Here is a 25,363-nt window from a genome sequence, read left to right as displayed (position 1 = left end):
ATGGACAGGAACTCCGAAGCTTCCCAGACCCAGCCGCAGCCCGCGGACCACGTCGTCGTGCTCTTCGGCGCGACGGGTGACCTGGCCAGGCGCAAACTGCTGCCGGGCCTCTTCCACCTGGCCAAGGCGGGGCTCCTGCCGCGGCGCTACCGCATCGTCGGCTCCGCCCCGGCGGCCGAGGCCCTGAGCGACGAGGAGTTCCGCGCCCACGCGCGCCAGGCCGTGGCGGAGTTCGGCCGCTCGCGCCCCGAGGGCCCCGAGTGGCAGGAGTTCGAGGCCGCCCTGTCGTTCGGCTCGGCCGACACGGACGCGACCGAGCCGCTGGTGAGGGCGGTGGGCGAGGCCGAGCGGGCCGTCGGCGGCACCCCGCGGCGCCTGTTCCACCTCGCCGTCCCGCCCGTGGCGTTCACTTCCGTCATCGAGCTGCTCGGGGCCACGGGGCTGGCCCGTGACGCGCGGGTCATCGTCGAGAAGCCCTTCGGGACGGACCTCGCGTCCGCCCGCGCGCTCAACGCGGCCATCCACGCCGTCTTCGACGAGTCCCGGGTGTTCCGCATCGACCACTTCCTCGGCAAGGAGGCGGTGGACAACATCCTCGCCCTGCGGTTCGCGAACGGCCTCTTCGAGCCGCTCTGGAACCGCGAGCACATCAGCCACGTACAGATCGACGTCCCCGAGCAGATCGACATCCAGGGCCGCGCCCACTTCTTCGAGGGCACCGGAACCTTCCGCGACATGGTCGTCACCCACCTGTTCCAGCTGCTCGGATTCCTGGCGATGGAACCGCCGGTCGCCCTCGAAGCGCAGTCGCTCCGGGACGAGCAGGTCAAGGTCTTCCGCAGCATGCGGCCCCTGGACCCCGCCCGCGTCGTACGCGGCCAGTACACCGGCTACCGCGCCGAGGCGGGGGTCGATCCGGCCTCGGACACCGAGACCTTCGTCGCGCTGCGCGTCGACATCGACAACTGGCGCTGGGCCGGCGTCCCCTTCCACCTGCGCTCGGGCAAGGCGCTGGCCGAGGGCCGGCACGTCGTCACCCTCGGCCTGCGCGAGCCCGTGCTCGGCATGTTCCCCCTGGACGCCCGGGAGGCGGCGGACGGCCGCGCCAACGAACTCGTCATCGACTTCGCCGACCCCGGCTCCATCACCGCCCGCTTCCTCGCCAAGGAGCCCGGGCCCACGATGCAGCTCGCGGAGGCCGACATGGTCTTCGGCTACCGCGGCTCCTTCACCACCGAGAACGCCCTGGAGGCGTACGAGCACCTCATCCTCCAGGCCATGCTCGGCGACCAGTCCCTCTTCACCCGCTCCGACGGCATCGAACGCCTGTGGGAGATCTCCGCGCCGCTGCTGGACGCTCCGCCGCCCGTCGCCCCGTACGCCCCCGGATCCTGGGGGCCCGAGGCCATCACCTCCCTCGTGGCGCCCCACCGGTGGCACCTGCCCGAGAGGCACCGGCCCGGCGGGCGGTGAGGCGACGGGCGCGTTGCTCCGAACGCCACACGCCCCGCGCCGTACGGAGTACCGCGCCCGTTCCGCGGGCGCCGCACTGCCCGTCGGCCGCCGCGTCCTCCTAGCCTCGACGGCATGCTGGGACTCCCCGACCACGTCAGCGCCTGCCTCTTCGACCTCGACGGGGTGCTCACCCGGACCGCGAAGGTCCACGCGGCCGCCTGGAAAGAGATGTTCGACGACTACCTGCGTCAGCGGGCCGACCGCGACGGTCCGCCCTTCGTACCCTTCGACTCCGTGCGCGACTACGACGAGTACGTGGACGGCCGGCCCCGCGAGGACGGCGTACGCACCTTCCTCGCCTCCCGTGACATCACGCTGCCCGAGGGCGCCGCGAGCGACGGCCCCGACCGGGAGACGGTCCACGGCCTGGGCACCCGCAAGAACGAACTGGTGCTCCGCGCGATCCGCGAGCAGGGGGTGGAGGCCTACGAGGGCTCCGTGGCCTACGTGCGCGCCGTACGCGACGCGGGCCTGCGCCGCGCGGTCGTCTCCTCCAGTGCCAACTGCCGGGACGTGCTGGTGGCGGCCCGCATCGAGGACCTCTTCGAAGACCGTGTCGACGGCATCACCGTCGCCGAGCGGGGACTGCGCGGCAAGCCCGCCCCCGACAGCTACCTGGCGGCCGCCAGCCTCTTCGCCACCGACCCGCGCGACGCCGCGGTGTTCGAGGACGCGCTGGCCGGGGTGGCCGCCGGCAAGGCGGGCGGCTTCGGTTTCGTCGTCGGCGTCGACCGCACCGGCCAGGCGGCCGAACTGCGCGCGCACGGGGCCGATGTCGTGGTCAGCGACCTCTCCGAACTGCTGGACCGCGGATGATCACCCACGAGAACTTCGCGACCGAGCCCTGGCGGCTGCGGGAGACGGCCCTCGACCTCGGCGTCCTCGCGCAGAGCGAATCCGTGTTCGCCCAGTCCAACGGCCATCTCGGCTGGCGCGGCAACCTCGACGAGGGCGAGCCCCACGGCCTGCCGGGCTCCTACCTCAACAGCGTCTACGCGAGCCACCCCCTCCCCTACGCCGAGGCCGGGTACGGGTATCCGGAGTCCGGGCAGACGGCCATCAACGTCACCGACGGCAAGGTCATCCGGCTGCTCGTCGACGACCACCCCTTCGACCTGCGCTACGGCGAACTCCTCTCGCACGAACGGGTCCTGGACTTCCGTACCGGCGTCCTCAGCCGGTCCGCCGAGTGGACGACGCCCTCCGGCCGGACGGTACGCCTGACCTCGCACCGCTTGGTCTCCCTCGCACAGCGGGCCGTCGCGGCCATCTCGTACAGCGTGGAGACCGTGGGCGGTCCGGCCACCATCGCCGTGCAGTCCGAGCTCGTCGCCAACGAGCAGTTGCCCACCGCCTCCGGCGACCCGCGCATGGCCGCCGTCATCGACCGCCCGCTGCTCCCCGAGGAGCACTACGCGCACGACACCCGGCTGCGCCTGGTCCACTGCACGGCCACCAGCGGGCAGCGCGTCGCGGTGGCGGCCGACCACATCGTGAACGGCCCGGCCGGCACCGCGTGGGCCGCCGAGAGCGAACCGGACGTGGCCCGCCTGACGGTGACCGCCACCCTGGAGCCCGGACAGCGGCTCGAACTCGTCAAGTTCGTGGCCTACGGCTGGTCGGCGGAGCGCTCCCTGCCCGCCGTGCGCGACCAGGTGGAAGGCGGGCTGGCGGGCGCCCGCACCACCGGGTGGCAGGGGCTGCTCGACGCACAGCGGGCCTGCCTGGACGAGTTCTGGTCCAGTGCCGACGTCGAGGTGGAGGGCGACGAAGAGGTCCAGCAGGCCGTCCGGTTCGCCCTCTTCCACCTCTACCAGGCCTCCGCGCGCGGCGAGCGGCGCCCCATCCCAGCCAAGGGCCTCACGGGCACCGGTTATGACGGCCACGCCTTCTGGGACACCGAGTCCTTCGTCCTGCCCGTCCTCACCCACACCGCGCCGTACACCGTCGCCTCCGCCCTCGCGTGGCGGCATTCCACGCTTCCCAGCGCGCTGGAGCGCGCCCGTCAACTCGGCCTGGAGGGAGCGGCCTTCCCCTGGCGCACGATCAACGGCGCCGAGTGCTCCGCCTACTGGCCCGCCGGAACGGTCGCCTTCCACGTCAACGCCGACATCGCCGCGGCCGTCGAGCGGTACGTGTTCTCCACCGGTGACCGGGAGTTCTACCGCGGTCCCGGCCTCGACCTGCTGGTGCACACCGCCCGGCTCTGGCGCTCGCTCGGCCACTTCGACTCCGACGGCGTCTTCCACATCGACGGGGTCACCGGCCCCGACGAGTACAGCGCCATCGCGCGCGACAACCTCTACACCAACGCCATGGCCCGGCGGAACCTCCTCGCCGCGGCGGACGCCGTCTCGCGCCACCCCGACCGGGCACCGGACCTCGCCGTCAGCGCCGAGGAGATCGCGGACTGGCGCAACACCGCCGCGCGGACGGCCATCCCCTACAACGAGCGGCTGCAGGTGCACGAGCAGTCCGACGGCTTCACCGACCAGGAGCCCTGGGACTTCGACGCCACCTCCGAGGACCAGTACCCGCTGCTGCTGCACTTCCCGTACTTCCAGCTGTACCGCAAGCAGGTCGTCAAACAGGCGGATCTGGTCCTGGCCATGCTCACGTGCCCGGACGAGTTCACCGCCGAGGAGAAGGTCCGCAACTTCGCGTACTACGAGCCGCTGACGGTCAGGGACTCCTCCCTCTCCGCCTGCTGCCAGGCCGTGCTCGCCGCCGAGACCGGCCACCTGCGCCTCGCCTGGGCCTATACGCGCGAGGCGGCGCTGATGGACCTGGACGACCTCGAACACAACACGCGGGACGGCCTCCACATGGCCTCGCTCGCCGGCACCTGGATCGCCCTGGTCCAGGGCCTCGGCGGGCTGCGCCGCTTCCGTGCGGACCCGGCCGGACTCCCGGGCGAGCAGCCGTCCGGGACTCCGCGGGCCGAGGAACAGGAATGGCCCCCGGTGCGCTTCGCGCCGCGCCTGCCGTCCTCACTGACGCGGCTGGCCTTCAACGTCCGTGTCCGGCAGCGGCTGATCCGCGTCGACATGGGCCGGTCGACGGCCCGCTACACCCTGCTGTCCGGAGAGCCCCTCACCGTGACGCACCACGGCGCCCGGGTCGCGCTCGCCAAGGACACGCCGACGGACCTCCCCGTCCCACCCGCGCCCGACTCCCCCGAACCCCGCCAGCCCAAGGGCCGCGCCCCCGGCACCTGAGGGCGCCGCACGGCACGCGGACGCCGCCTCAGGGCCGCTCCGGAGCGGCCGCCGCCGCGCGCGGGGGCCACGCCGTGGGGTCCAGCAGGCCCAGGACGTAGGCGCGGGCGATCAGGGCGGGGCGGTTGGGGACGCCGAGCCGTCGGCAGAGGCGGGTCACGTGGTAGTTGACCCCGTCGACGGTGAGGCCCACCTCTCGGGCGATGGCCGCTCCCGACGCCCCCGCCGCGACGAGCGGCAGAATGCGCGCCTCCTGGGGGCCCAGGCCGTCGGCCGGGTCCTCCGGCGGCTGCTCGGGCCGGCCCGCGCCCGATTCCTCGGTCAGGGAGACCAGCAGGCGGGGGACGTCGTCCTGCGGGTCGGAGACCGGTTCGACGGTGACCCGGCCGTGGCGGGCCGTTCCCCGGACCTGCCAGCTCACCTCGACCGGGTAGCGGGACCTGCGGCGCGAGCGCAGCGCCTCGTCCAGTCTGCGCAGCTGACGGTCGTTGGTCGGAGTGAGGATGTCGAGGAGGAGGCGCCCTTCCAGTTTTCCCGGCTGGAGCTGCCACGCGGAGGCGAACGCGGGGTTCGCGCCGAGGATCAGGCCGTACGCGTCGCTGATCGCCAGTGCCACGGGCGCCCTGTCGAACAGGCTGACGAAACGTGATCGCCAGGCCGCCGCCGCCTCGCCCGGCGCCTCCCCCGACGGCTGTGTCACGCACTCTCCCCCTGCCACGGCCGGCTGCCCCCGATCAAGGCCCGGAACGGAAAACACCCCTACAAGAATAGGTAGTCGTCGTACCCGATCGCCCCGGCGGCCGCGTCACCGTGGACACACCACGCCTGACGTGACCAGAAGAGGCAGACGCCATGAATGAATCGCACAGCTCCGCCGCCGGACCCCTCGACGACGACACCGGGCACCCGCCGGTCGTCGACGTGAGCGACACGGGGATGACGAGCACCCCGCTGCAGACGGCCATGGGGCACGCGCGCCGGCTCGGTCCGGTCTTCGTCCAGCGCTTCCACGACCGGGAGACCGTGTTCGTCAGCTCGGCGGCGCTGGTGGAGGAGCTCTCCGACGAGCAGCGCTTCGTCAAGGGCATAGGCCCGGCGCTGGAGAACGTGCGCGAGGTCGCCGCCGACGGACTGTTCACCGCGTACAACGACGAGCCCAACTGGGCCAAGGCGCACGACATCCTGCTCCCGGCCTTCGCCCTCACCTCGATGCGGACCTACCACCCGCACATGCTGCGGGTCGCCAAGCGGCTCATCGGCTCCTGGGACGCCCGGTTCGCGGCGGGCGCCGCTGTGTCGGCCCCGGTCGACGTCGCCGAGGACATGACCCGGATGACCCTGGACACCATCGGCCTGTCCGGCTTCGGCTACGACTTCGCGTCCTTCGAGCGCGAGCGGGCGCACCCGTTCGTCCAGGCACTCGTCCGGGCCCTCGCCCACAGCCAGGCCAAGCTCGGCCGGGTGCCCGGCGCGGACCACACCGCCGAGGACGCGGCGTTCGCCGAGGACGCCGCCTACCTGGCCCGCGTCGTCGACGAGGTGATCGAGCGGCGCAAGGCCTCGGGGGACACCTCGACCGACGATCTGCTGGGACTGATGCTGGGCTCCCCGCACCCCCGGTCCGGCGAGGTGCTCGACGAGGCGAACATCAGGAACCAGGTGATCACGTTCCTGATCGCGGGCCACGAGACGACCTCGGGCGCCCTTTCGTTCGCGCTGTACCACCTCCTGAAGAACCCGGCGGTGCTGCACCTGGCCCAGGCCGAGACCGACGCGCTGTGGGGCGACGACCCGGACCCCGAGCCCGCCTTCGAGGACATCGGCAGGCTGCGCTACGTACGCCAGGTTCTCAACGAGACGCTGCGGCTGTGGCCGACCGCCGCCGCGTTCGCACGCGAGGCGCGCGCCGACACCGTGATCGGCGGCCGCTACCCGGTCAGGGCGGGGCAGCGGATGCTGGTGCTGACCCCGATGCTGCACCGCGACCCGGTGTGGGGCGACAACCCGGAGGAGTTCGACCCGGACCGGTTCGCCGCCGAGGCGGAGGCGGCCCGCTCCCCGCACGCGTACAAGCCGTTCGGGACCGGAGAACGCGCCTGCATCGGGCGGCAGTTCGCCCTCCACGAGGCAACGATGCTGCTGGGCATGCTGGTGCACCGCTACCGCTTCGTCGACCGGGGGCGGTACGAGCTGCGCGTCAAGGAGACGCTCACGCTCAAGCCCGACGGGTTCACCCTGGCCCTGGGCCGGCGCACCCCGGCCGACCGGTCCCGCAACCGCGCGGCCGTCGGGGCGGTCCTCCCCGCCGGCCACGGGGAGGACACCCGGGCGCCGGACCCGGGCGCCTCCCCCACCCGGGCCGTTCCGGGTACGACGCTGACGCTGCTGCACGGATCCAACTTCGGCACCTGCCGCGCGTACGCGCGGGACCTGGCCGAAGCGGCGGCGGAACTGGGCTTCGCCACGCGTGTCGCGCCCCTCGACGACCACCGTGACGGCGGGCTGCCGACGGACGGGCCGGTGGTCGTCGTCGCCGCGTCGTACAACGGACGGCCCACCGACGACGCGGCCGCGTTCGTCTCCTGGCTGACGCAGGCGGGCCCCGGCGCCGCGGCAGGCGTGCACTACGCCGTCCTGGGCGTCGGGGACCGCAACTGGGCCGCCACCTACCAGCAGGTACCCGCGCTCATCGACGGCGGCCTCGCCTCGGCGGGTGCGGCGCGGCTGATGGACCGCGCCGAGGCCGACGCCTCCGGGGACCTCGCGGGAGCGGTGCGCGGCTTCACCGCCGCCCTGCGCCGTACGCTGCTGGAACGCTACGGCGACCCGGCGTCCGTGGCCCCCTCCCGGGCGGAGGAACCGCCCGGCCCGGCGTACGACGTCGTCAAGGTCACGGGTGGGCCGCTCGGCGCACTGGCCCGGCGACACGGCCTTCAGCCGATGACGGTCACGCACACCGGGGACCTCGCCGACCTCGGCCACCCGGCGGGCAGGCCGAAGCGCTTCCTGCGCGTCAGGCTTCCCGAGGGGGTCGGCTACCGCACCGCCGACCACCTCGCCGTCCTCCCGGCCAACGACCCCGCCCAGGTGGAGCGGGCGGCCCGGGTCCTGGGCGTCGACCCGGGCTCGGTGCTGAACATCCGGACCCGCCAACCCGGCCGGACCGCCCTGCCGCTCGACCGCCCCGTCTCCGTACGCGAACTGCTCACCCGGTACGTCGAGCTCCAGGCCCCGGTGACGGCCGGGCGGGCGGCCGTCCTCGCGGCGCACAACCCGTGCCCGCCGGAGAAGGCCGCGCTGGAACGGATCGCGGCAGAGGCCGACGGAGCCGCCGAAGCGGGCGGAGCGGGCGGAGCGGGCGGAGCCCGCCCGGGCAGCCTCGTGGACCTCGTCGAGGAGCACCCCGCGCTCCGGGGCCGGCTGCCGTGGCCCGTACTGCTGGAACTGCTGGAACCCCTGCGGCCCCGCCACTACTCCATCTCCTCGTCCCCGTCGGCAGGTCCGGAGCGGGCGGACCTGATGATCTCGCTCCTGGAGGCCCCCCACCGATCCGGCCGGGACGGCGTGTTCCGCGGAACGGGCTCCTCGTACCTGCACCGGGTACGCCCCGGCGACACGATCCTCGCCCGGGTACAGCCGTGCCGGGAGGCCTTCCGCGTTCCGCACGACGAGCGGACGCCGGTCATCATGATCGGCGCGGGTACCGGACTCGCGCCCTTCCGGGGGGCGATCGCCGACCGTCGCGCGCTGCGTGCGGCGGGAGCCGAGCTGGCGCCCGCGCTGTGCTACTTCGGCTGTGACCACCCGGACGTGGACTACCTCCACCGGGCGGAACTGGAGGACGCCGACCGCGAGGGCGCCGTGTCCATGCGCCCCGCCTTCTCGCTGGCGCCCGAGGGCGGGGTCCGCTTCGTACAGCACCGGATCGAGGCGGAGGGCGAGGAAGTCTGGCGGCTGACCGAGGCGGGCGCCCGCATCCACGTCTGCGGGGACGGCTCCCGCATGGCCCCCGGCGTCCGCGAGGCCTTCCGGCAACTGTACGTCCGCTACAGCGGGAAGGACGCGTCCACGGCCTCGGAGTGGCTCCGGGAGCTGGTGGCGGAAGGCCGCTACGTGGAGGACGTCTACGTGGGCGGCTGACGGGCGCGGGGCGGGGCAGGTCGGGGCGGATGACCGGACCCGAGGCCGGCGATCCGGGAAAACTGCTCCGCAATTGACAGTTGGGGGCACGGCAACCAGCCCCGGTGGATGATGGGCCCGACATGGCCGGAGCCACTGCGGGGACGCGCTCGTGTCCGCGACCTTCGAGGTGGGGCGGACGGTGGCTGCGGGCTGCCGTGTTCACGCTCATCAGCTCCACGCTGGCGGTCATCGGCCATCACCTGGCCTCGGAGGAGCCGGTGTCCTGGCGGCGGGCGGCCGCCGGTGCGGTGGTCGTCCTCGCCCTCTCGTGGTGCGCGGCGCGCCCGTGCCGGCCCGGGTGGCAGGTGCTCAGCGCCACCGGGCTCGCCCAACTGCTGCTGCACCAGGCCCTGTCCGTGCCCCGGTTGGCAGGTCCCCAGCACGCCGAGGCGCACGGAAGCGTGCTGGGGATCGGCCGTACGGCCCACCACGGCACATGGCCCATGACAGCGGCGCACTGCGTGGCCGCATGCGTGATGGCCCTGCTCATGCACCGCGCGGACCGGGCGCTGAGCCGCCTGCCGGACACGGTGGGCCGATGGGTCCAGGCGGCCGTCGCGGCGACCGTCACGGCTTTCGGCCTCCGCTGCCGGCCAGGGGTGCGGCCGGCCCTGCGGACCGTACCCCTCGCGCTCGACGGCGTGGCCGTGCGACCGGCGGCGGCGACGATGCTCTGTCACGCGGTGGTGCGCCGGGGGCCTCCTGACGGATGGGCGGGAGACGTTCCCCTGATCCTGACGGGCTCCTCGGCTGCGGGCCGAGGCCCGTCCCGCGTACCGAGAGGGTTCTCCATCATGAACACATCACGCACTCCCCGCCGGCTCCGCAAGCTGGGCCTCCAGGTGCGCAGGCTGTGCATCGCGGCCGTCGGCGCCGTGGTGGTCGTGGGTGTGGCCGCCGGACCGGCCGCCGCACACGCCGAGGTCACGGCCTCCGACCCGCGTGCGCTCGCCGAGAACGTGACGCTGTCGTTCACCTCCGAGGCAGAGTCGGACACCGCCGGCATCAAGGAGTTGCGGGTGGTACTGCCGAAGGGCATCGCCCCGGACGCCCTGACGCTGAAGGACGCGCCGAAGGACTGGAAGCTGACGGCCACGGCGGACGGGTACTCGATCGGTGGCCCGGCTCTGGCGACCGGCACGGACGCCGAGTACAGCGTCACCGTGCGCCAGCTGCCCGACGAGAAGTCCCTGGCCTTCAAGACCCTGGAGACCTACGGCGACGGAAAGATCGACCGCTGGATCGAGGTGCCCGCCAACGGCGAGAAGGTCGACAATCCGGCTCCCGTGCTCGAACTGAAGGCCGCCGCCCCGGGAGCCAAGTTGATCGCCCCCGCCCCCTCCCCGACGCCGAGCTCCGCCGCCCCCTCCGCTCCCGCCGCTCCCGCCGCTGCCGCAGCGCAGCCCTCGGCGCCCGCCGGGTCCGCGAGCGCGCGGGCGGCGAGCGCCGAGGACGCGGGCAGTGGCGCGGGAGCCGTCGCCGGTGTGATCGCCGCCGTGCTCCTGCTCGTCGCCGGCGGCACCTTCTGGTGGGTGCGCCGGGGCCGCGGCAACGCCTGACGAGACCCGCGGGGCCGGTGCACGGCGGACGCCGTGCACCGGCTACCTCGGCAGCGACGTGATGCGGACGGTGTCGCGCACGGTGACCTGGTCGATGTCGGTGGTGCGCACCGTGATGTTCAGGGTCCACACGCCGGGCATGGGGAGCCGCAGGTCGTAGGCGGCCCAGTACCCCTTCAGGTTCTTGAGCTTGGCGTCGAGCGGGCCGATTCCGAGCGCGTCCTGGGTGAGCGTGAGGCGGAGCTCCGGGACGGTGGCGAGGCCGCCGTCCGGGGTGTAGACGACGGCTTCGACCGTGTTCTCGCCGACGCGGCCCGGCGTCAGCGTGATCTGCACCGTGCCCTGGTGGTTGGCGGTGCCCATGTCGAAGGGGACGGTGACCACCTGTGCCTGCGGCTCCGCCGCGGAGGCCGTCACGACCCTCTCCCCGGCGGCGCGGCTGGGCTGGGTGCCGGTGAGCACGGTGGTGATCACCAGGACCACGACGCCGAGCACGGCTTCCACGGTCACCATGCGCCGCAGGCCGCGCCGGTACGCGTCGGCCTCGAAGGAGGGCGCCTCGGTCGTGTCGCCCGGCCCGTCCCCGACGGGTGCTTCGGCCGCGCTGCCGAGCTCCTGTCCCGTCGCGGAGGTGGGCGCGCCCACCCCTTGGGCGACCCGCACCCGCTCGGGGGCGGACACCGCCGGCGTGACCGTGGCCGTGGCCGTGGCCGGCGTCGCCTCGTGGCCGAGTCGGGCGGTCCAGCGGCGGGAGAAGGAGGCCGCCCACAGCACCAGGACCACGGCGGCGATCTTCACGAGGAGGGTCTTGCCGTACGACGTGGTGGACAGCGCCTCCCAAGAGCCGACTTGCCGCCACGACTGGTACACCCCGGTGGCGACCAGAACCGCGACGGCGCCGAAGGCCAGCGCCGAGAAGCGGCCGATCGCGGACGCCGGGATCTCCTGACCGTCGGATCCCCGGCGCCGGAGCAGGAGCAGCAGGGTGATCAGGCCGCCCAGCCAGACCCCCATGGCCAGCAGGTGCAGAACGGCGACGGGCATGGCCAGCGCCACCTGGATGCCGGCGGAGGCGTGTTCCGCGGCCGCCCACGTCACCGCCAGGGCCGAGGCGAACAGCGCGCCCGCCGGCCGGACTCGGGCCCCGAGGCCGGTACGGTCGGTGGTGCGTCGGGCCAGCCACCGGAGCGACACCGCGGCAGCCGCCAGGAGCACGAGCCGTACGACCAGCGCACCGCCCGGCCTGCCGGTAACGGTCCGGCCCAGCTGAGCCGGGTCGAAGGCCGAAGTCAGCTGGCCGGCCGTCTCGTACGGGCCCCGCAGCAGCAACAGGGCCACCGTGGAAGCCGCCAGCGCCACCCACCCGAGTGCCAGCAGCCTGCGTACCGGACGGATCGTCGCGGCCGCGGGCCAGCACACGAGGACGAACGCGGCGGCTCCGACGAGGAGGGCCAGACCGCTGTAGGCGACGTAGCGGAAGACGCCGTACAGGCGGCCGACCGCCGTGTCGTCCGGTGAGCCGGTCGCCACCACGGCGGCGGTCTCGGAGGGCTTGCCGTTGGAGAAGACGAACGCGCCGGAGATCGGGTGGCCGTCGGCGGAGACGACCCGCCAGGCCACCGTGTAGGTGCCCTGCGGCAGCTTGCCGGACAGCTCCACCCGCGCGGTGTTGTCCTTGCCGTCCACATGCCGCGCGGGACGCGGGTTCACGCGCTCGTTCTCCGGCGACAGGACTCTCAGCGAGTCGTCGGAGAAGCTGACCGACTCGGTGAAGGTGAGCGTGACGTACTGCGGAACGGCCTTCAGGACGGCGCCGTCAGCGGGATCGGAGCCGCTCAGGCCGGCATGGGCGGAGGCCGCCCCCGCCCCGCCGAGAACCAGGGCGAATACGGCGACCACCAGCGCCAGGACGGTCAGTGGCGTCCCGACGGCGCGAGCCGGTCCAGTGTGCATGAAGGGGCGGTCTCCGGGTTGGCTGCCGTCAGCGGTGTCAGCGTCACGGGGCTGGAATTCATGACGGGGTGTGGACGATAGTGCGGCCCGCGCCGGAGCGGCCCAGGTTGAGCAACTTCCGCCAAAGCGTGCCGCGCGACGCCCGTCCGGAGCGGTTTTCCTGTATGTTCCGGCGCCCGCGGACGGGGGCGCTCCAGGCGGTGCCGCTCATGACGGGCCCACCCGGGCGTACCAGTCGGCGGGGGTGGCCGGCATGGCCGACGTCCCTTCGCGGGCGGGCCGTACGGCGAGGATGTGGTCGACGCCCATGCGGCGTTCGGAGAAGGCGAGCGAGGCGCCGGCCAGGTAGAGGCGCCACACCCGGCCGGTGGTCTCGCCGACGAGGGCCTCGATGTCGCTCCAGCGGCGTTCGAGGGTGGCGCGCCAGGCGTCGATGGTGGCCGTGTAGTGCTCGCGGAGGGATTCGGTGGACCGGACCTCCAGACCTGCGTCCTCCAGCAGGTCCACGGTCCGGCCGACCGGGCGCATGTGCATGTCGGGGGCGATGTACGTCTCGATGAAGGCGCCTCCGCCGGGCGCGTGGGCACCGCGGGACATCTGCTGGATCAGGAGCCGGCCCTCGGGACGCAGGACGCCGTGCAGCTTCGCGGCGAATTCGGGGTACTCGGCGTCGCCGACGTGTTCGCCCATCTCGACGGCGGCGGCCGCGTCATGGCCCCCGCCGTCGATGTCGCGCCAGTGCCGCAGCTGGACGTCCACCAGGTCGGCCACTCCCTCGCGCACGGCACGCTCGGCGACGAAGTCGCGCTGGGCGCGGGACAGGGTGACGGCGGTGACGCGCACCTTGTGCTCCCGGGCCGCGTGCACGGTGAGGGAGCCCCAGCCGCAGCCGACGTCGAGGAGCCGGTCACCGGCGCGTAGCCCGAGCTTGCGGCAGATCAGCTCCAGCTTGTCGCGCTGGGCGTCGGCCAGCGTGTACGCGGGATCGTCGGGCCGCGTCCAGTAGGCGCAGGAGTACGCCATCGACTCGTCCAGCAGGAGTGCGTAGAAGTCGTTGGACAGGTCGTAGTGGTGGCTGATCGCGGCCCGGTCCCGGGAGGCGCTGTGCAGGGGGCCGGTCAGGCGCGCCCGTCCGTCGGGGCGCCGCGGGGGCGGTCCGGCAGCGCCCATGCGTACGGCGAGGGCGGCGGCCGCGGCCAGGGCGGCCGGCCGGGGGCGTACCGCGGGCCGGTCGCGGACGGTCCGGCCGGCCCGCGACAGGGCGTCGGCGAGGTCGCCGTCGATGTCGAGGTCACCGGTGACGTAGGCCTCGGCGAGGCCGAGCTCGCCCGGCTGCCACAGCACGCGGCGCAGGGCGTCGGGTGAGCGGATCAGCACCAGGGGGGCGTCGGCCGGACCCGCCTGGCTGCCGTCCCACGCGCGTACGCGCACCGGAAGGGGGCCGGGGAGGAAGTGGCCCAGGAGTTCTTCGAGTCGGTCGGCGGCGTGCCTCATCGGCGGGTCCCTTCGGGTCGGAGCAGGGGGCGTACGTCGGGGTGGTGGCTACCCGACACGCCGCCCGGCTGCTGCGTTTCACCCGTACTTCGTAGCGGCCCGGCGGCCGGATTGGCCGGAAGGTGCGCCGGTTCAGGCGGTGGTCAGGGCGGAGAGCTGTGCGGCCAGGACGGTGGGCGGCGGGTAGGTGGCGCCCAGGGCGGTGACGTGTTTCCAGTGGAGGCGGCCGGTGCCGTTGATGATGAACACCGAACGCCGCAGCCCGATCAGGGGTGCGGTGATGCCGAAGGACTTCGCGACCGTGCGCCCCTCATCGGACAGCAGCGGCATCCGCAGACCCCTGTCGCGGGCGAACTCCTCGTGGCTGTCGAGTCCTTGGGGGCTGATGCCCCACACGGCGGCCCCGGCGGACTCCAGTTCGGCCAGGCCGTCGGAGTAGGAACACAGCTGCGCGGTGCACACCGGGGTGTCGTCGCCGGGGTAGAAGGCGAGGACGAGCGGCCGGCCGCGCTGCGCGCTCAGGGCGTAGTCGGCGCGGCGGAAGGTTTCACCGTCCAGGCGTCCGCCGGGCAGGCGGAAGTCGGCGATGACGTCCCCGATCTTGGGGGTGCTGGCCATGAGGTACCTCGATCGTGGTAGGCCGGTGGTGTCCGGCGTTGTTGGGCGGGGCCCGGTGGATCAGGCGGGAAGGGGCATCAGGAGCAGGGGCTCGGTGGTGGGCCGGGGCGATCCTCCGGCGGGTTCGAGGGTGAGGCCGACGGCGGTCGCGTCGGCCGGCTCGCCGGTCAGGACGACCGTGCCGTCGTGGTCGATGAAGCCGGCCGGGCGCATGGTGCCGTCGTGGGCGAGCCACAGCTGGTAGGTCTTGCCCGCACCGGGCGCGGGGAGGTTGCCCGCGGCGAAGACGGCCTTGTTCTGCCGCTCGGAGGCGACGACGGTGGTCAGGGCTCCGTTCGCGGCCCGTCCGTGGACGGTGCGGGCGTCGGGCGCCGCCAGGACCGTGCTGACCTCGTCCAGTTGCCGCCGCGCCTGCCGGGCCTGCTGCTTGAGGTCCTGCCCGCTGTGCTGTTGCCACACGGCGAGGCCCCCGAGCAGGGCGAGCGCCACGCTCGCGGCCAGAGCCAGTGGTACGGCCCTGCGGCGCAGGGCGAGACCCCGGGTGGGTGCGGGGGCGGAGGTGGTGGCGGTGACGCGCGGAGGCAGCTGACGTACCTCCTCGATGGCGGCCATGACCAGCGGTTTGGCTGCCGCGGGGGGTGGCTGCGCGACCGCCGCCGCCAGGCGTGCCGCGGTCGCCTCGAACTCGGCGGCTTCCTGCCGGCAGGCCTCGCACGCCCGCAAGTGGGCTTCGAAGTAGGTGCGTTCACCGGGTTCCAGTGCTCCGAGGGCGTAGGCGGCGGCGAGGGTGTGGGCATCGGACGTGCGGTGTTTCATGTGGTCACCCCCATGCAGATGGTGGCAAGCGGCGTGCGCAGGACCTCGGCCACCTCACGGTAGATGAGTCCCTGGCAGGTCGGCGGCGTGGCGGGCACCTGAGGGGAGGGGTTTGGTTCACCGGCGCTGCTCCGGCCGTGACGTGCAGGCGAAGGGGCCGTCGGGAACGGCCGTCGGGGGGCGGGGTGTCCATGCATGCCGGTCCTTGTCCCTCGTCGTTCACGCAGGTGGGGTGTCGGCAGTTCTTCGTAGCGGACAGCCGTGCGGATGGGAGGCCGCTTCGTCCGCCCCCGTCGCGGACGCACGGGCCGGCCCGGACGGCCCGCGCCTGGTGGGGCGGCCGGCCGCTCTTTCGGGTGAGCGGCCAATCCGCCGGGCGGGCGCCGCCGAATGGCCGGTGTGACCACCTTCCGCAGCACCCTTTCCCGAGCCGCCCCGGGCGCGCTGGCCGGACTCCTGGCCGCGTTCACGGCTCTCGCGCTCGCCGAGCTGGTCGCCGGGCTGGTGCGGCCGACCGCGGGGCCGGTGACCGTGGTGGGCGGGGCGGTGATCGACCGGACGCCGGCCGCGGTGAAGGACTTCGCGATCCGTACGTTCGGCGAGGACGACAAGGCCGTCCTGCAGCTGGGGATCCTCGTCGTCCTCGCCTTCATCGCCATGGGTCTGGGCGTGCTCAGCCTGCGTCATCGCCGCGCCGGTGCCGCAGGTGTGCTGCTGTTCGGGGTCGTCGGCGCCCTCGCGGCCCTGACGCGTCCGGACTCCATCGGTGTCGGTGACGCACTCCCCTCGGTCGCCGGAGGGGTCGCGGGCGCACTCACCCTCTGGTTCCTGGCGTCGAAAGCCTCCCATCGGCCCGCGGGTGGCGAGGGCGGCGAGGGTGGTGGGGCCGGGGCCGGGTGGAACAGGCGGGGCTTCCTGACCGCGGCGGCCGCCACCGCCGTCGCGGCCACGACCGCGGGTGCGCTCGGCCGGTTCCTCGTCGACAGGAAGGGCCAAGGCGCCGTCGCCTCCCGCAACGCACTCGTACTGCCGGAACCCGCCTCCCCGGCGACCGCCCTTCCGGCAGGGGCCGAGCTGAAGGTGCCCGGCATCAGCCCGTTCGCCACACCGAACCGGGACTTCTACCGCGTCGACACCGCGCTCGTCGTGCCCAGGGTCGATGCCGGCACCTGGCGGCTGCGGATCCATGGCAAGGGCGTCGCCCGTCCCCGCACCCACACCCTCGACCAGCTCCTCGCCCGCCCCCTCATCGAACGCGACATCACCCTCACCTGTGTCTCCAACGAGGTCGGCGGCCCCTACATCGGCAACGCCCGCTGGCTCGGCGTCCCCCTCGCCGAACTCCTCCGGGAGGCCGGCGTCCGGCCGCCTTCCCGTGGGGGCAAGGCCGACCAGCTGGTGGCCCGCTCCGTGGACGGCATGACGCTCGGCTCCCCCGTCGAGGACGTCATGGACGGCCGCGACGCGATGCTCGCGGTGGGCATGAACGGCGAGCCCCTGCCCTTCGACCACGGCTTTCCCGTCCGCATGCTCGTCCCCGGCCTGTACGGCTACGTATCGGCCTGCAAGTGGATCACCGACCTCGAACTCACCACCTTCGACGCCTACGACCCCTACTGGGTCAAACGCGGCTGGGCCCGCCGCGCACCGATCAAGACCCAGGCCCGGATCGACACCCCGAAACCCTTCGCGCGTCCCGCCGCCGGCGCCGTCACCGTCGCGGGCGTCGCCTGGGCCCAACGCCGCGGCATCACCCGGGTCGAGGTGCGCGTCGACGACGGCCGGTGGCAGGACGCCGACCTGGCCGTACAGGACACCGTCGACACCTGGCGCCCGTGGTCCTACCGCTGGAACGCCACCCCCGGCGGACACACGCTCACCGTCCGTGCCACCGACGGCACCGGCCAGGTGCAGACCGAAGAGCGCGCCCGGACCGTCCCCGACGGCGCGAGCGGCTGGCACAGCGTCTTCGTCACCGTCTCCTGAGACCACCGGACCCGCCCACCGGCCGCCCCGGCCGCACGACGGCCTCCGTCCGTCTGCGTGACACGGGCCCGGCACCTCCTCGGAAGACGAGGAGGTGCCGGGCCGCACTTGTCCGGTCGACCGTCCGGGCGGGTTGGCTCGCGCCACCCACGCCCCTCCCGGACCGCTCCGTACCTACCGGCCAGGGATACGGCTGCTACCAGGAGGACTTGGTGACTCCCGGCAGGAATCCGGCATGCGCCTGCTCACGCATCCGGACGCGCGAGAGCCCGAACTTCCGCAGGTGTCCGCGGGGCCGGCCGTCCACACTGTCCCGGTTGCGCACCCGGGTGGCGCTCGCGTTGCGGGGCTGCCCGCGCAGCTCCGTCAGCGCCGCGCCCCGCTCGGCCGCCGTGGCGGACGGCCGCCGCAGGACCTCCTTCAGCTCGGCACGCCGCGCGGCGTACCGCTCGACCGTCGCCTTGCGCTTCTCGTTCTGCGCGATCTTGCTCTTCTTGGCCATCAGACCTTGACCCCCCGGGCGCGGATCCGGGCCACCGCGGCCTCGATGCCGATGACGTCGACGGTCTTGATCGCCTTGGCGCTCAGGGTCAGGCGCACGTGGCGTCCCTCGCTCGGCAGCCAGTAGCGCTTGCTCTGGATGTTGGGGTCGAAGCGGCGGGACGTACGCCGGTGCGAGTGGGAGATGTTGTTGCCGAAGCCCGGCTGGGCTCCGGTCAGCTGGCAGTGGGCGGACAAAGCGCTACCTGCCCCTCTCTGGACGGAAGTGGTTATTGGAAACGATTTCCATTCCCGTATAGTAGCGGCATGGCACGCAACGAGATACGTCCCGTCGTCAAACTCCGCTCCACGGCGGGGACCGGCTACACGTACGTCACCCGCAAGAACCGGCGGAACGACCCGGACCGCCTGGCCCTGCGCAAGTTCGACCCGCTGGTGCGCCGGCACGTCGACTTCCGCGAAGAGCGCTGACCGGCCCCCACCCTCCCCCGCCCCGAAGGACACCGACATGAAGCCCGGAATCCACCCCGCCTACGGCCCCGTCGTCTTCCGCGACAAGGCCGCCGACTTCGCCTTCCTCACCCGCTCGACCGCCACCAGCGACAAGACGGTGGAGTGGGAGGACGGCAACACCTACCCCGTCATCGACGTCGAGATCTCCTCGCGGAGCCACCCCTTCTACACCGGCACCGCCCGCGTCCTGGACACCGCCGGCCGCGTCGAGCGCTTCCAGCGCCGGTACGGGAGCAAGCCGTGACCCTGCCCGTCGTCATCGTCGGCGGGCTCCACGCGGACGCCCGCAAGGAAGTCGTGGAGCGCCTGCTGCACGCCGTCCCCGGCAGCATCGCCCTCCACCACGACCTGGCCACGGCAGCGGAGGGCACGGTCCTGCGCCTGGTGCGCGACGCCTCGGGCGAGCTGTCCCGGGGCGAGACGCCCCTCGTCAACGACTGCGCCTGCTGCGCACTGCGCGAGGACCTCGTCCCCGAGCTGGAACGGCTGGCCGGCAGCGGCCTGACCCGGCTGGCCGTCGTCGAACTGTGGGACTCCGTCGAGCCCAAGGCGATGGCCGAGGTCGTCGCCGCGCACGGCGCCCGCGCGCTCGAACTCACCGGCGTGATCACCGCGGTGGACCCGGCGCTCGTCCTGCCGTACCTCGTCAACGGCGACGACCTGGCCGACGCGGGCCTCGCGGCCGCCGCCACCGATCAGCGCACCGTCGGAGACACCTGGGCGCGGCAGCTCGAGTACGCGCCCGTGCTCGCCCTCGTCGACAGCGGGGAGGCCGGCGCCGAGGACCGCGCCCTGCTCGCCCAGCTCCATCCGACCGCCCGCCGGGTGGCCGCCGACGGCGGCGAGCTGGCCGCGCTGGCCTTCGCCGGGTTCGACGTGGAAGCCGCGGCCGCCGCCCAGCACCCGGCCTGCGCCCTCCTCCCCCAGGAGGCCGACGAGGCCGGAGTGACCACCTTGGTCTGGCACCGCCGCCGCCCCTTCCACCCCGAACGCCTCTACGAGGCACTGGAGGACCTCTGCTGCGCCGCCGCCCGCAGCCGCGGCCGCTTCTGGCTCGCGGACCGCCCCGACACCCTGCTCGCCTGGGACTCCGCGGGCGGCGCCCTGTGCGTGGAGAACACCGGCCCCTGGCTGGCGTCACTGCCGGACGCCGCCTGGGAGCTGGTCCCGCCGATGCGGCGGGCGGCGGCCTCGCTCGACTGGCACCCCGACCACGGCGACTGCTGCCAGCACCTCGTCTTCACCTCCCCCGGCCTCGACCGGCACGGCCTGGAGCAACTCCTGGAGTCCTGCCTCCTCACCGACGCCGAATACGCGGCGGGACCCGAGGCGTGGAAGTCCCTTCCCGCCGCCTTCGACGCGCTGCTCGACCCCGTCTCGTAAGCCCCGTACGCACCGACGCCCGACACCTCGACGACCCGAAGGAACACGCATGGCCCGCCGCCAGAACCCCCACAAGCCGCTCAAGTCCCGCCCCAACCCGCTGGACACGGCGGGGATCACCTCCATCGACTACAAGGACACCGACCTGCTGAGGAAGTTCGTCTCCGACCGCGGCAAGATCCGCAGCCGCCGCGTCACCCGCGTCACCGCCCAGCAGCAGCGCGAGCTCGCCGCCGCCGTCAAGACCGCCCGCGAGATGGCCCTGCTCCCCTACGGCACCCGATAGACCCCGGCAAGACCCCGACTCACCCAGGAGAACACCATGGCCGTCCCCAAGAGGAAGACGTCCCGCAGCAACACCCGCCACCGCCGGGCCCGGTGGAAGGCCACCGCGCCGCAGCTGGTCCCGATCACGGTCGACGGCTCCGTGTACCAGGTGCCGCAGCGCCTGGTGAAGGCGTACGAACGCGGCCTGCTCCGCCCCGAGAGCTGAGCCGCCTCCGGGGCACGCCCTGCTGACGGTCCGGTAGATTCGGCGACACGGCTGATCGTCAGGGGAGCGGCAGAATGCCGCGCGCGGGACACGGGGGCAGTGGGTGCGGAACGGACACGCGCAGGAGCGTCGACGGCAGGCCCTGCTGGAGTGCTGGCGCGCGATCGAGCTGTTCAGCCCGCCGACCATCCCGGCGCTACCCCGCCGACGCCCCGCCGCCCGCTCCGGGCCGAGGGACGAATACGTAACCGACCTGACGCCGGAGCCGGGCCGGGTACCACCGCTCCTGCCGTGGGCTCCGGACCATCCGCAGACGGGGGCACGGCGGGCACCGTACGGCCGTATGTGGCGGCACGAGGTCTACTGCGGGGTCTTCGACCTGGAGTTGCTCCGCCAGGCGATGATCGCGGTACTGCCCGCGGGGACCGATCCCGACCCCGGCGTGCCGCAGTCCGAGCTGGTGCTGTCGGGCCAGAGCGCGATGTTCGCGCTGGTCCTGGACGACGAGGGCCGACCTCTTGAGGACACGTCCGTGATCTCCGCGTGCGCCTGGGCGACCGGCCGCCTCTTCGATCCGGGGCCGTCCACACCGGGGTGGCTGGACGGATTCGAGGAGCTCGACGACGCGTTCGGCGGGGCGATCGACGAGCTCACGGCCACCGCGATCCCCTACGGCCCCACCGCACCGGCCGCCGGAACGGCGTACGAGCGGTCGCCCGGCCCCGAGGGTGCGGCGGGAGCGCCGGGCGCGGCCGGCGGCGGGGGCTGGCAGTCGCTGCTCGCCGAGATCCTGGGCGGCGCCGCCGTCGGCGCGGTCGGGGCCCTGTTCGGCGAGGTCGCCGGCGCCGCGTTGCAGGGCGCGGCGGAACCCCTGGTTCGCCGCGCCGCGGACTGGGTCGCGGCGCGGCGCCACGCCGAGGAGCAGGTGGAGTCCGGGCGGCCGGACGGCGCCGGGGGCGTTCCCGAGGCGGCGTCCGCCGACGGTCCTGACACATCGGCCGAGTCCGGGGCCGGCGCCGGTCCCCGTGCGCTGGGGTTCGCCGATCTGGTCGCCCTGAGCGCGCAGATCGCCGACCTGTGCGGGGTTCAGGACCACCTGCGGCCGCGGGTGGTCCGGGTGCGGAGCAGGCTGGTCCACCGGCCGCGGGACCCGCAGACGAAGGTCACCGCCGCCGCGCCGTTCTTGAACAGTCTGCTTCCCCCTGATCTGGCCCGGGTGTCCGCGGCCGCCGGGAAGGAGATCGGCCCGGCGCTGGAGGCGTACCTGACCGAGCTCGACGCAGTCGACGTGGGGGCGCGGACGGATGTGCGCCGGGAGCGCGGGGTCGTCCTGGAAGGGGTGGCTCCGGACCTGGTTCCGGCGGGCCGCTGGCCCGCACCGGCGCGGTTCCCGCTCGCGCTGAGCCAGCAGTTCGCGGTCGACCGCATGCTCGCCGGCCGGGCGGGGACCGAGGGCGGGATGTTCTCCGTGAACGGCCCGCCGGGCACGGGCAAGACCACGATGCTGCGCGACCTGGTCGCCGCCCTGGTCGTCGAGCGGGCGGCGGTGCTGGCCACGTTCGACCGGCCCGCGCAGGCGTTCACCGGTCCGGTGTGGCGGGGCAAGGACCGCCAGGGCGGGCACCACCGCTTCGTGTCGCGGCTCGACCCGCGGCTGACCGGGTTCGAGATCGTGGTCACCTCGTCCAACAACGGCGCCGTGGAGAACATCACCGCCGAGCTGCCCGGAATCGGTGCGCTCGGCGAGCACTGGCACGACGGACCCGACCACTTCTCCGACCTCGCCTCCGCGCTCCTCGGCGGGCCGGCCTGGGGTCTGGTCGCGGCGGTGCTCGGCAACAAGGCCAACCGCAAGGAGTTCGGGGACCGGTTCTGGTGGGGCCGGCTGCCGCAGAAGGAGACCGACGCCCGCAAGGCCGCGGAGCTGCCGCCGCTGCGCGGCATGCGGGAGGTCCTGAGCGACTGGATCCCGCCCAAGCCACAGCCCGGTGGCCGTGGTCCCGTCGCCCCGGCGGAGCGGGTCGCGCCCGCGGCGGCCGGGCCCGCCCGGCCCGTGCCGTCGTGGACCGACGCCGTCGCCGCGTTCCGTACCGCCCGGGCCGAGGTCGAGCGGCTGCGCGCCGGGCGCACCCGGCTGGCCGGGGCCCTGGCGGCCGTCGAGTCCCCGTCGGCCGGGCAGCGGATCGCGGACCTGGAAGCCGCCGTGTCCCGGGCCGACCGGCAGGTCACCGCCGCCGCCGCGGCCCTGGACCGGGCCGCGGCCGCCACCGCCGCCGCCCGGACCGCCACCGCGGCGGCCGAGGCCGGACACCGGACGGCCTCCGCGTACGTACCGCGGGCCCGGCAGGAGCTGGCCACCGCCCGCGCGGACCTGTCGGCCGCGCGTGAACTGGCCGCTCACCACCGCGAGTACGTCACCGCGCTCACTGCCCGCCACGACACGCCCCCGGCCGTCGAGCGGGGCCTGCGCGGCGGGCTGCGCCGGCTGCTGCAGAGCGCGGCCGACCGGCAGGCCGCCGAACGGCAGCAGGAGCACACCCAGGCCGAGCTCGCGTACCTGCTCGTCCAGCAGCGCGCCGCGCTCGAAGAGTCCCTGGAGCAGGTCGCCGCAGCCGTGCGCGCCGAATCCCTGGCCGCCGGCCGGCACGCCCGGTCCGGCGGCGCCGTCGACGAGGCGGCCAACGTCCTCACCGCCGCCCGCGCCGGCGAACGGGCCGCGAGCGCACGGGAGTCCTCGGCAGCCACCTCCCTGCGGCAGGCCCGGCAGAGCGCCGACTCGTCCCGCCGCGACCTGCGGGGCGCCGTCGCCGAACTCGACGGCCACCACCGCGAGCTGCGGGAGGCGGCACGGACGCTGCCGTCCCTGCCGCTCGGCTGGGCCCACCTCGGCGAAGCCGACCAGGAACTCGGCTCGCCCTGGTCCGACGAGGCGTGGTCCACCGCGCGCAGCGACCTGTTCCTGCGCGCCCTCGACCTGCACCGCGCCTTCGTCGCCGGGGCAGCGAAGAAGGTCCGGGGCAACCTCCAGGTCCTCATGGAGCTGATGGCCGGGACCAACGGGGCCGTCCCCGACGAGGAGGTCGCGCACGCCTGGCAGACCCTGTTCCTCCTGGTGCCCGTCGTCTCGACCACCTTCTCCTCCGTCGGGAGCATGTTCGCGCGCCTCGGCCGGGAGTCCATCGGCTGGGTCCTTGTCGACGAGGCCGGGCAGGCCACGCCGCAGGCCGCCGCCGGCGCGCTGTGGCGGGCCCGCAGGGCCGTTCTGGTCGGCGATCCGCTCCAGCTCGAACCCGTCGTCACCATGCCCCAGGCCCTCCAGCGCCGGCTGCTGCGCGCCTACGGCGTGGACGAGCACTGGCTGCCGTCGGCCACCTCGGCCCAGGCCGTCGCCGACCGGACCAACCGCTACGGCACCTACCTGCCGGCCCCGGACACCGGCGACGAGCACGTCTGGGTGGGCTCGCCGCTGCGCGTGCACCGCCGTTGCGAAGAGCCGATGTTCACGGTCAGCAACGAGGTCGCCTACGGCGGCCTCATGGTCCACGGCACCGAACACAAGGCGTTCCCCGATGCGGACCGGGACGGCCTGCTACCCAGCCGCTGGCTGGCCACCGACGACCCGTCCCGCCCCTCCGACGCCCCCTGGGGCGAACGCGACCGCCGAGCCTTCGAGTTCGTCCTCGACCACTTGCGCCGGCAGGGCGTCGGCGTCGAGCGCGTGCGCGTCATCGCCCCCTTCCGCGCCCTCGTCGCCGAATGCCAGAAGATCTGCCGCGGCCGTGACGGCTGGACGTCCGAACTGATCGAGGAGCGCTGCGCCACCGTCCACCGGGCCCAGGGCAAGGAAGCCGACGTCGTCGTCCTCGTGCTCGGCGGCGGTCGGCCCGGCGCCCGCGACTGGGCGGCCCGCACCCCGCACCTGCTCAACGTGGCCGCGAGCCGAGCCAAACGCCGCCTCTACGTCATCGGCGAGCGCGGCCTGTGGGCCCCGCTCCCGCACTTCGACGTCCTCGCCTCGGAGCTGACGGAGTTCCACCACCGCCGCGACCGCGACACCTGGCCGCCGGACGGCGAGTAGCCGCCGGTGAAACGGCAGGGCGGAGGGCTACCCGGCCGTCACGGCAGGACCTAGCAGGCGCGACCCGCCACGACGCCGGTGGGCTGTGTGACGTTGACGAACTCGGTCGAGTAGTTGCCCCAGAAGTCGGACGTGGTGATCGCGTAGACATTGGTCTGGTACTCGACGTAAACGGCCCAGGACTCACCCGGCTTGAGCGTGAGCTCGGTGTTGTAGGTCTCGGTCACGGTGGTGTTGAGCTGCGTACCTATCTGGGCGGTGAGCAACTGGAGCGCCGTCGCCGAGATGTTGCTGCTGGTCTGGGTGGCGACCGTGTAGGTCACTCCCTGGCTGTACTTGGCCTCGACGGAGCTGGACTGGTTGCGGTAGCACTTCCCGCGCTCCTCCCACACCCTGCCCCTGCTGTGCACGGTGACCAGGGGGCCGGGGCCGCTGACGCCGCCCCCGTGGGTCGTCGGGATGCCGGGGTTGGCCGGGGCGGAGGGGCGGGTGGCGTGCCCGGTGACCACGACCTCGGGCAGGGTCGCGTCGATGGGTTGGCCGATCGGCCCGTCCACGATCTCCACCCCCGAGCCCCCCGGATCGGACGGGGCGTTCCCGGGGTCGCCCGGGTCGTTGCTCCAGTCGCCGCCGTCGCCTCCTTCGCCACCGCCTCCTTCGCCGCCGCCTCCTTCGCCGCCCCAGTCGCCGCCGCCCCAGTTGCCGCCGCCGTCATCGCCACCGCCCTCGTCGCCCGGGTCCTCGTCCTGGCACAGGGTGGAGCCACCGCAGGCGTAGGCGCTGAAGGGGACGGCCACGGCCGGAACGGCGGTGAAGACGACGGCGCCGAGTACGGCCGTCGTCGCAATGGATCTCAACTTCACGGGTTCTCCCAGGTCGGGGTGATGAGCTGACGGGATGGCAGTCTTCCCGGCGGCCCGGCCCCGCACAGCCGTAGAACTACGCAACCGGATACGTAGCGCAGGACGCCGTCGGCGAAGTGAGCCGTCGGCGGTGCCGGGTCGTTGTCAGTGCGGCGCGCTACAAAGTGAGGAGCGGGGGGAGAGGTTTCCGA

The 25,363-nt window shown here is 73.8% G+C and carries 20 protein-coding genes; 12 read left to right on the top strand and 8 right to left on the bottom strand.

Annotated features, from left to right (window positions below; genetic code table 11):
- The 3 genes from zwf to EES41_RS31445 all read left to right on the top strand — a co-directional run bounded on the left by zwf (window position 1) and on the right by EES41_RS31445 (window position 4,733).
- Complete coding sequence (gene zwf / locus EES41_RS31455) at window positions 1-1,473, top strand: glucose-6-phosphate dehydrogenase (protein ID WP_123081344.1); 1,473 nt, start codon at window positions 1-3, stop codon at window positions 1,471-1,473.
- Window positions 1,474-1,587: 114 nt separating this feature from the next.
- On the top strand, window positions 1,588-2,331 hold the full coding sequence (locus EES41_RS31450) for a beta-phosphoglucomutase family hydrolase (protein WP_123081343.1): 744 nt from the start codon (window positions 1,588-1,590) through the stop codon (window positions 2,329-2,331).
- On the top strand, window positions 2,328-4,733 hold the full coding sequence (locus EES41_RS31445; RefSeq protein WP_123081342.1) for a glycoside hydrolase family 65 protein: 2,406 nt from the start codon (window positions 2,328-2,330) through the stop codon (window positions 4,731-4,733). The genes EES41_RS31450 and EES41_RS31445 overlap by 4 nt, the downstream gene beginning before the upstream one ends.
- Window positions 4,734-4,761: 28 nt before the next feature.
- Here EES41_RS31445 and EES41_RS31440 read toward each other — a convergent pair whose 3' ends face one another.
- Window positions 4,762-5,433 (bottom strand): PAS domain-containing protein, encoded by a 672-nt coding sequence (locus EES41_RS31440; protein WP_123081341.1) that lies wholly within the window; start codon window positions 5,431-5,433, stop codon window positions 4,762-4,764.
- Window positions 5,434-5,585: 152 nt separating this feature from the next.
- On the opposite strand from EES41_RS31440, the gene EES41_RS31435 reads away from it, so the two are divergent.
- Both EES41_RS31435 and EES41_RS43240 read left to right on the top strand, forming a co-directional pair.
- On the top strand, window positions 5,586-8,873 hold the full coding sequence (locus tag EES41_RS31435; RefSeq protein WP_123081340.1) for a bifunctional cytochrome P450/NADPH--P450 reductase: 3,288 nt from the start codon (window positions 5,586-5,588) through the stop codon (window positions 8,871-8,873).
- A gap of 197 nt (window positions 8,874-9,070) precedes the next feature.
- Window positions 9,071-10,474: a DUF1775 domain-containing protein gene (locus EES41_RS43240; RefSeq protein WP_254211630.1), complete on the top strand. Its 1,404-nt coding sequence runs from the start codon at window positions 9,071-9,073 to the stop codon at window positions 10,472-10,474.
- 42 nt (window positions 10,475-10,516) lie between these two features.
- Here EES41_RS43240 and EES41_RS31425 read toward each other — a convergent pair whose 3' ends face one another.
- The 4 genes from EES41_RS31425 to EES41_RS31410 form a co-directional block, all read right to left on the bottom strand.
- Window positions 10,517-12,427: a copper resistance CopC/CopD family protein gene (locus EES41_RS31425; RefSeq protein ID WP_123081339.1), complete on the bottom strand. Its 1,911-nt coding sequence runs from the start codon at window positions 12,425-12,427 to the stop codon at window positions 10,517-10,519.
- A gap of 207 nt (window positions 12,428-12,634) precedes the next feature.
- The gene (locus EES41_RS31420; protein WP_123081338.1) at window positions 12,635-13,921 is read right to left on the bottom strand and encodes a cyclopropane-fatty-acyl-phospholipid synthase family protein; all 1,287 of its coding nucleotides are present in this window, start codon (window positions 13,919-13,921) and stop codon (window positions 12,635-12,637) included.
- A 132-nt stretch (window positions 13,922-14,053) separates the two neighbouring features.
- Entirely contained in the window at window positions 14,054-14,539 is a 486-nt protein-coding gene (locus EES41_RS31415; RefSeq protein ID WP_123081337.1) for a peroxiredoxin, read from the bottom strand.
- Between the two features lie 60 nt (window positions 14,540-14,599).
- Entirely contained in the window at window positions 14,600-15,355 is a 756-nt protein-coding gene (locus tag EES41_RS31410; RefSeq protein WP_123081336.1) for an anti-sigma factor, read from the bottom strand.
- A gap of 390 nt (window positions 15,356-15,745) precedes the next feature.
- Here EES41_RS31410 and EES41_RS31405 point away from each other — a divergent pair, with 390 nt between their 5' ends.
- On the top strand, window positions 15,746-17,341 hold the full coding sequence (locus EES41_RS31405; protein WP_123081335.1) for a molybdopterin-dependent oxidoreductase: 1,596 nt from the start codon (window positions 15,746-15,748) through the stop codon (window positions 17,339-17,341).
- Between the two features lie 196 nt (window positions 17,342-17,537).
- Here EES41_RS31405 and rpsN read toward each other — a convergent pair whose 3' ends face one another.
- Both rpsN and rpmB read right to left on the bottom strand, forming a co-directional pair.
- Entirely contained in the window at window positions 17,538-17,843 is a 306-nt protein-coding gene (gene rpsN, locus EES41_RS31400) for a 30S ribosomal protein S14 (protein ID WP_123081334.1), read from the bottom strand.
- Window positions 17,843-18,079, bottom strand: a complete 237-nt coding sequence (rpmB, locus tag EES41_RS31395; protein WP_123081333.1) for a 50S ribosomal protein L28 — start codon at window positions 18,077-18,079, stop codon at window positions 17,843-17,845. Before rpmB ends, rpsN begins: the two co-directional genes overlap by 1 nt.
- 69 nt (window positions 18,080-18,148) lie before the next feature.
- On the opposite strand from rpmB, the gene rpmG reads away from it, so the two are divergent.
- The 6 genes from rpmG to EES41_RS31365 all read left to right on the top strand — a co-directional run bounded on the left by rpmG (window position 18,149) and on the right by EES41_RS31365 (window position 24,309).
- Window positions 18,149-18,313: a 50S ribosomal protein L33 gene (gene rpmG, locus EES41_RS31390; protein WP_123081332.1), complete on the top strand. Its 165-nt coding sequence runs from the start codon at window positions 18,149-18,151 to the stop codon at window positions 18,311-18,313.
- A 37-nt stretch (window positions 18,314-18,350) separates the two neighbouring features.
- Entirely contained in the window at window positions 18,351-18,599 is a 249-nt protein-coding gene (locus tag EES41_RS31385; RefSeq protein ID WP_123081331.1) for a type B 50S ribosomal protein L31, read from the top strand.
- Window positions 18,596-19,738, top strand: coding sequence for a GTP-binding protein (locus EES41_RS31380; protein ID WP_123081330.1), 1,143 nt, complete (start codon window positions 18,596-18,598; stop codon window positions 19,736-19,738). Before EES41_RS31385 ends, EES41_RS31380 begins: the two co-directional genes overlap by 4 nt.
- A gap of 49 nt (window positions 19,739-19,787) precedes the next feature.
- Window positions 19,788-20,024, top strand: a complete 237-nt coding sequence (gene rpsR, locus EES41_RS31375) for a 30S ribosomal protein S18 (RefSeq protein WP_123081329.1) — start codon at window positions 19,788-19,790, stop codon at window positions 20,022-20,024.
- A gap of 36 nt (window positions 20,025-20,060) precedes the next feature.
- Complete coding sequence (rpmF, locus tag EES41_RS31370) at window positions 20,061-20,231, top strand: 50S ribosomal protein L32 (RefSeq protein ID WP_123081328.1); 171 nt, start codon at window positions 20,061-20,063, stop codon at window positions 20,229-20,231.
- A gap of 103 nt (window positions 20,232-20,334) precedes the next feature.
- Window positions 20,335-24,309 carry a DEAD/DEAH box helicase gene (locus EES41_RS31365; RefSeq protein ID WP_164495994.1) on the top strand — a complete coding sequence of 1,325 codons (3,975 nt, stop codon included), beginning with the start codon at window positions 20,335-20,337 and terminating at the stop codon, window positions 24,307-24,309.
- 50 nt (window positions 24,310-24,359) lie between these two features.
- Here EES41_RS31365 and EES41_RS42405 read toward each other — a convergent pair whose 3' ends face one another.
- A complete protein-coding gene (locus EES41_RS42405; protein ID WP_164495993.1) occupies window positions 24,360-25,172 on the bottom strand; it encodes a DUF6426 family protein in 813 nt (270 codons plus the stop codon).
- Between the last annotated feature and the right edge of the window lie 191 nt (window positions 25,173-25,363).

The organism is Streptomyces sp. ADI95-16, from assembly GCF_003721495.1.
Classification (GTDB): Bacteria; Actinomycetota; Actinomycetes; order Streptomycetales; family Streptomycetaceae; genus Streptomyces; species Streptomyces goshikiensis.
This window is presented reverse-complemented; position numbering and strand designations above follow the sequence as displayed.